Annotated in this window: 7 protein-coding genes; 1 reads left to right on the top strand and 6 read right to left on the bottom strand. The window is 66.9% G+C overall.

Translation table 11 applies throughout. The annotated features are described in order from the left end of the window. Window positions 1–134 precede the first annotated feature (134 nt). From lipA to AC1Q7H_RS29860, 3 genes are all read right to left on the bottom strand, one after another. On the bottom strand, window positions 135–1,130 hold the full coding sequence (gene lipA, locus AC1Q7H_RS29870; protein ID WP_013955210.1) for a lipoyl synthase: 996 nt from the start codon (window positions 1,128–1,130) through the stop codon (window positions 135–137). Between the two features lie 40 nt (window positions 1,131–1,170). After that, entirely contained in the window at window positions 1,171–1,926 is a 756-nt protein-coding gene (lipB, locus tag AC1Q7H_RS29865; RefSeq protein ID WP_013955209.1) for a lipoyl(octanoyl) transferase LipB, read from the bottom strand. A 171-nt stretch (window positions 1,927–2,097) separates the two neighbouring features. Beyond that, window positions 2,098–2,466, bottom strand: a complete 369-nt coding sequence (locus AC1Q7H_RS29860; RefSeq protein ID WP_013955208.1) for a DUF2917 domain-containing protein — start codon at window positions 2,464–2,466, stop codon at window positions 2,098–2,100. A 248-nt stretch (window positions 2,467–2,714) separates the two neighbouring features. Here AC1Q7H_RS29860 and AC1Q7H_RS29855 point away from each other — a divergent pair, with 248 nt between their 5' ends. Beyond that, window positions 2,715–3,671 (top strand): transcriptional regulator GcvA, encoded by a 957-nt coding sequence (locus AC1Q7H_RS29855; protein WP_013955207.1) that lies wholly within the window; start codon window positions 2,715–2,717, stop codon window positions 3,669–3,671. 1 nt (window position 3,672) lies between these two features. On the opposite strand, the gene AC1Q7H_RS29850 is transcribed toward AC1Q7H_RS29855, so the two are convergent. The 3 genes from AC1Q7H_RS29850 to rodA all read right to left on the bottom strand — a co-directional run bounded on the left by AC1Q7H_RS29850 (window position 3,673) and on the right by rodA (window position 6,699). After that, window positions 3,673–4,755: a tyrosine recombinase XerC gene (locus AC1Q7H_RS29850; RefSeq protein WP_492382083.1), complete on the bottom strand. Its 1,083-nt coding sequence runs from the start codon at window positions 4,753–4,755 to the stop codon at window positions 3,673–3,675. Window positions 4,756–4,780: 25 nt separating this feature from the next. After that, window positions 4,781–5,467, bottom strand: a complete 687-nt coding sequence (locus tag AC1Q7H_RS29845; protein ID WP_010811484.1) for a DUF484 family protein — start codon at window positions 5,465–5,467, stop codon at window positions 4,781–4,783. An 89-nt stretch (window positions 5,468–5,556) separates the two neighbouring features. Then, complete coding sequence (rodA, locus tag AC1Q7H_RS29840) at window positions 5,557–6,699, bottom strand: rod shape-determining protein RodA (protein ID WP_013955205.1); 1,143 nt, start codon at window positions 6,697–6,699, stop codon at window positions 5,557–5,559. Between the last annotated feature and the right edge of the window lie 11 nt (window positions 6,700–6,710).

Raw genomic sequence — 6,710 nt, 5'->3', positions numbered from 1 at the left:
TGGCTAACACTTCCCCTTGCCGGGCGTGTAGGGGACTCCCACCCCCAAGTCAGTGCGCCCTGCCGGGCGCACCCAAAGAAAAACGGCCGGGAAATCCCGGCCGTCTCGGCTCAATCAGTGTGCAGCGCTGTTGCTCAGGCAAACCCCGCCTGATGCGCCTGTTGGTCAGCATGGTACGAGCTGCGCACCATCGCGCCCACCGCAGCGTGGGTGAAGCCCATCTTGTAAGCCTCTTCCTCGAACATCTTGAACGTGTCGGGATGCACGTAGCGCAGCACCGGCAGGTGGTGGTTCGACGGCGCCAGGTACTGGCCGATGGTCAGCATGTCGATGTCGTGGGCGCGCATGTCGCGCATGACCTCGAGGATTTCCTCGTCGGTCTCGCCCAGGCCCACCATCAGGCCGGACTTGGTCGGCACGTTGGGGTTGCGGCGCTTGAATTCCTGCAGCAGCTTGAGCGAGTGCGCATAGTCCGCGCCCGGGCGGGCCTGCTTGTACAGGCGCGGCACGGTTTCCATGTTGTGGTTCATCACGTCCGGCGGGCACGCCTGCAGGATGTCCAGCGCCTTGTCCAGGCGACCACGGAAGTCGGGCACCAGCACTTCGATGCGGGTAATGGGCGACAGCTCGCGCGTCTGCGAGATGCAGTCGACATAGTGCTGGGCGCCGCCATCACGCAGGTCGTCGCGGTCGACGCTGGTGATGACCACGTAGTTCAGCTTGAGCTGGGCGATGGTGCGGGCCAGGTTGCCCGGCTCGTTCACATCCAGCGGATCGGGGCGGCCGTGGCCGACGTCGCAGAACGGGCAGCGGCGCGTGCACTTGTCGCCCATGATCATGAAGGTGGCGGTGCCCTTGCCGAAGCATTCACCGATGTTCGGGCAGCTGGCTTCTTCGCACACCGTCACCAGGTTGTTGGCGCGCAGAATGTCCTTGATCTCGTAAAAGCGTGAGCTGCCGGTGGCGGCCTTGACGCGGATCCAGTCCGGCTTCTTGAGCTTTTCGGCCGGCACGATCTTGATGGGGATGCGTGCGGTCTTGTCGGCCGACTTCTGCTTGCGGGTCGGGTCATACTGCTCCGCGGGGGACTGCGGGGCTTCGCTGGAAGTGGCGATCAGGGCGTCGCTCATACATTTCTCCGCACGCGCTCAGCGTGCATTTCGCTTTTGACTAGGAGGCCAGGGCCGTCTCACCCGGCTGCTTTGCTTCAGCCGGGGCGGCAGTTCCTTCGGCAGCCAGCGCGCGGGCTTCATGCGCTGCCAGCACCTCGCACAATGCTGCCGCCAGGCGCTGTGCGATTTCCGGTTGTTGTGCCGCGGTCACGGGCAAGGGGTCGCCGTTGGCATCCGCCGCCGCGAAGGTGGCGCCCGCGCTGGCCATGTCGACTGTTTCCAGCCCGGCATAGCCGCAGGGATTGATGCGCAGGAACGGCGACAGGTCCATCTGCACGTTGAGGCTGACGCCGTGGTAGCTGCAGCCGTTGCGGATCTTGAGGCCGAGCGCGGCAATCTTTGCGCCCTGGTGCGGCCCGTCGGACAGGTAGATGCCGGGGGCGCCGGGCTTGCGTTCGGCTGCGAGATTATACGCCGCGAGCGTGTCCAGCACCGCCTGCTCGATGCTGTGCACCAACTCGCGCACCATCAGGCGGCGGCGGCGCAGATCGAGCAACAGGTAGGCCACGACCTGGCCGGGACCGTGATATGTGATCTGCCCGCCACGATCGATCTGGACGACGGGAATCTGGTCGTCCGGGGCCAGCAGGTGCGCGGGGTCGCCCGCCTGGCCCAGGGTATAGACCGGCGGATGCTCGACCAGCCAGACCTGGTCGGGCGTCTCGGGCGTGCGTGCGGCGGTGAAGGCGCGCATCGCGTCGAAACACGGCTGATAGTCCTCGCGGCCGCGTTCGATGACTTGAATCGGATGCATGGCGAGAGTGTAACGAAAAGGGCCGGCTTGCGCCGGCCCTGCCTCGGTCACTTCTGCTGCCCGCTCAGGGCGTCAGTCCGGAGGGAATCGTCCGATGCGTCACGCGACCAGACCAGGCGCAGATGCCCGCGGTCGCGATGTGATGTGGACGATGCTCCGTCAGCCTTTGCCTCAGGATGCGGTGACCTGGTCCTGGTTCGGCGTCCACTCCGTGCCTCGAACCAGGCGGCGCAGGCTGCGGTACACCAGGTGCGGCACGTCAGCGAGCGCCAGCGCCGGGCGGCGCGCTTCCGCGATCAGGGCGAGGCGCACCGGGTGCAGCGCACGCGGGTCTACACTCAGCACCACCTCGTCACCCGAGCGCAGCAGCAGGCTGCCGCCACAACGCAGCCAGTAGTCCTCTGAATCTTTCTCGCGGGTCAGCCATACGTCGGTGCCGCGGGCCTCTTCGACATGCAGGCGCTGGGCAGCATGCACCGACAGCGTGGTGACTTCGCCAGGATTCAGTGTGAACACGGTCGTTGTGAGCACGGTTTTCATGGTGGTTCTCCGTTCAGCCGGCCTCGGCGGGAATACGCTAGGCGCAGTACGAATTCGCGGCGGGCCACCGGAACTGGCCCGGCAAGGGGACCAGGCCAGTTAAATCCTACGAATATCGCCGTGAAGTAAATAAGTACTGCGGGGGCCGGTGATGGAATATTAGTGATTGCCCGGCCACTATCAAAACGATATATTTTCCTTGTTCTTGTTAGACAAATTCACATACACACGACCGCCTGGAGACCACCATGGCCTGGAAGAGCGCCTGGGAAAAGGACCTGCCGCGCGGCTGGCACCGCGAGCTGCCGCGCCTGCCGGCGCTGACCGCGCTGCGCGCCTTCGAGGCCGCGGCGCGGCACGAGAGCTTTTCGCGCGCGGCCACGGAACTGTTTGTCACGCACGGCGCGGTCAGCCACCAGATCCGCGCGCTGGAAGAAGAACTGGGCATGCCGCTGTTCGAGCGCCACGGCAAGCGCGTCGCGCTGACGCCGTCGGGGCGCCTGTATGCCGAGCGCGTGCGTGACGCGCTGCTGCAGATCGCCGATGCCACGCGCGCGCTGCAGGCCGGCAACCGCGACAAGCGCCTGACCATCAGCACCATGCCGTCGTTTGCCGCGCGCTGGCTGACGCCGCGCATCGGCAGCTTTATCGAGCGCCACCCGGAGCTGGATGTCGAGCTGCTATCGTCGAACACGCTGGTCAACTTTGCGCATGAGGAAGTCGATATCGCGCTGCGCATGGGCAGCGGCGACTATCCCGGCCTGTATGTGGAACGGCTGCTGGACGACGTCTTCTTCCCGGTCTGCAGCCCCGGCTTCAATGGCGGCCGCCTGCCCGAGCGGCCGCAGGACATGGCCGGCCTGCCGCTGCTGCGCGGCGAGGGCGATCCGTGGAAGCCGTGGTTCGAGGCCGCCGGGCTGGATTGGCCGGAACCGCGCAAGGGGCTGCTGCTGGAAGATTCCTCGCTGCTGCTGCAGGCCGCATCCGAAGGCCAGGGTATTGCGCTGATCCGCTCCTCGCTGGCCTACAACGACCTGCTGGCCGGGCGCGTGGTGCGGCTGTTCGATGTCAGCATCGCCTGTCCCTGGCTGCTGTACTTCGTATGCGCGCCGGGCTCATTGAACCTGCCCAAGGTGCAGGCGTTCCGCGGCTGGCTGCTGCCCGAGATCGAGCGCTTCCGCGAGGTGCTGGCGCAGTGGGAGTGAACTAGTCTTCCGACGCTTCGTCGGCGTCAGCAGGATCGGCGGCCGCCGCGTCTGCTGCCGGCCTGGCGCGCGCCCGGCCGGCCCGCGGATGGGCCTTGTCGTAGACCTTCGCCAGGTGCTGGAAATCCAGCGCGGTATAGACCTGCGTGGTCGAGATGCTGGCATGGCCCAGCATCTCCTGCACCGCACGCAGGTCGCCCGACGACTGCAGCACGTGGGTGGCAAACGAATGCCGCAGCATATGCGGATGCACATCGGCCGGCACGCCGGCGCGCAGCGCCTGTTGCTTGAGCCGCAACTGCACCGTGCGCATCGACAGGCGCCGCCCGCGCGGGCCGAGGAACAGGGCGTGCGCATCTTCCGGCAAGGCGCCGGGGCGCAGCAGCGTGTCGCGCACCGCCAGCCAGGCGCGCAGCGCCTCGACGGCCTTGCTGCCGACCGGCACCGAGCGCTGGCGCGAACCCTTGCCGGTCACGGTGACTTCCGCCCCGGCCAGGTCGAGCCAGCCGCTGGAGCGGTAGCCGTCGGCATCGGCATAGCGCAGGTCCAGCTGCACCAGCTCGGACAGCCGCAGCCCGCTTGAATAGAACAGCTCATAGACCGCATGGTCGCGCAGTGCCTGGGCATCCGTGCCGGCAGGATGCGCGACCAGTGCCACCGCGTGTTCGACCGACAACGCCTTGGGCAGCGCGTGGCCCGAGCGCGGCGCGCGCACGCCGTCGACCGGATTCACCGTGACGCCATGGCCGTGGCGCGCCGCCCACTGGAAGAAACCGCGCCACGCCGACAATGTGCGCGCGATGCTGGTGCCGACCAGCCCGGCGCCATGCAGCCGCGCAGCAAAGTTGCGGATATGGTGGGTCTGCAGTGCCAGCAGGGCCACGCCAGGCGCATAGCGCGCCGCGTGCCCCTGCAGCACGCGCATGTCGCGGCTGTAGCTGGTCAGCGTGTGCTCAGCCAGCTTGCGGCTGCCGCGCAGCCAGTCGAGGTAGCGCGTGACCAGCGGCTCGGGTGCCGGCGGCGGGCTGTCGCTGGCAGGCGCGACATCCGCAACCACGCTGCGGGGCGGCCGGCGTGCAGTCATGGCGTCAGGCGTGGGCCGCCGCGCCTCAGTCGCGCAGCCGGTGCAGCGCGGCGCCGGCGACTTCGCCGATCTGCGACAGGTAGGCGGTGCCCATGCCTTCGTGGAAACGCCGCGGATCGGGCGAGCCCAGCACCAGCAGGCCAAAGGCGGCACCGCGCACGTCGGCACCGGCCTCGGCATCACCGGCACGCACCGGCACGCGCAGCGTCACCATCGCCAGCGAGGTGATATCGTCGCGCTCCAGCAGCCCCGCCGCCTCGAAGCCGCCGTTGCTGCCGCAGTACGGCGCACGCAGGCCTTCGGCAAAGATGCGCAGGTCTTCGCTGGCGCCCTGCGCCACTTCCATATGGACGTATTGCTCGGCCACGTCCCACAGCCTGAGCGCCACCGCCGGCACGTCGAACACCTGCTGCAGGCCGTCCTGCACCGCATAGGGCAGCGCGTGCGAATCGGCTTCGGCCAGCAGGCGCAGCTGCCAGGCATGCATGCGCTGCTGGGTGCGGTCGTTGTCATGGCCGTGGCGGACCAGGTCCGCCAGGCGCAGCTCAAGGCCCTTGTTCTTCTCGCGCAGGATTTCCATCTGGCGTTCCTGCAGCGACACGGCGCGGTGGCTGTGCGGGCTGGTCAGCTGCACCGCGGCCAGCAGCTCGGCGTGTTCTTCGAAGAATTCGGGGTGGCTCTGCAGGTAGGCGGCAACGTCTTGGGCGTTCATGGGGCGTGGACCGGTAGAGGTAAAGTGGGTGGCAGTTTAGCAAAGGGGGCCGGCGGCACAGCCGCGGCCCCCTTTTTACGCCGGCTGCGCTACGTCTGGATCAGCCGCTTCTGTCGCGAAATACTCATCAGAATGCCGATGCCCGCGCCCAGCGTCACCAGCGCGGTGCCGCCATAGCTCATCAGCGGCAGCGGCACGCCCACCACCGGCAGGATGCCGCTGACCATGCCCATGTTGACGAAGGCATAGGTGAAGAAGATCAGCGTGATCGATCCCGCCAGCAGCCGCGAGAACAGCGTCGGCGCATTGGCCGCGATAAACAGGCCGCGGAAGATCAACAGCAGATACAGCACCAGCAGCACCGCATTGCCGATCAGGCCGAACTCTTCCGAGTACACGGCGAAAATAAAGTCGGTGTGCTTTTCCGGAATGAACTCCAGGTGCGTCTGCGTGCCCTTGAGCCAGCCCTTGCCCTCGACCCCGCCGGAGCCGATGGCGATGATCGACTGGATGGTGTGGAAGCCCTTGCCCAGCGGATCGCTGGTAGGGTCCAGCAGCGTGCAGATGCGGTGCTGCTGGTAGTCGTGCAGCACCGGCCAGTTCACGCCCGGCGCGCACATATCGTTCTGGAACGTGATCAGCAGCGTGACCGCCACCACCAGCAGCCCCAGCAGCGGCAGGATCAGCTTCCACGACAGGCCCGCGAAGTAGATCACGTACACGCCCGCGGCCATCACCAGCAGCGCCGTGCCCAGGTCGGGTTGCTTGGCGATCAGGCCGACCGGGATCAGCAGCAGCACCAGCGCCACCACGAAGTCGAACCACTTGACCACGCCCTCGCGCTTCTGGAAGTACCACGCCAGCATCAGCGGCATCGAGATCTTCATGATCTCGGACGGCTGGATCACCATGCCGACATAGAGCCAGCGGCGCGCGCCCTTGCGGATCAGCCCGAACATGGCGACCGCGATCAGCAGCGCCACCCCGACCGTGTAGATCGGCACCGCCACCCGCATCAGCGTCTGCGTGGGCAGGTAGGCGATCACCATCATCACCACATAAGACAGCAGGATATTGCGCAGCTGGTCCTCGACCCGGCCCGGCATGTCGATGGCGGCCGAGTACAGCGCCACGATGCCGGTGGCGAACAGCAGGAAGACGATCAGCGAGAGTGGTTTGTCAAAACCGGTCAGCGCGGTCTTGATCAGGGACAGGACGCGGCGTCGATCCATGCGCGTCTCCT

Source organism: Cupriavidus sp. GW823-FHT06D04 (assembly GCF_058795055.1).
The sequence above is the reverse complement of the archived record's forward strand: the minus strand, read 5'-3'. Positions and strand labels throughout refer to the sequence as shown.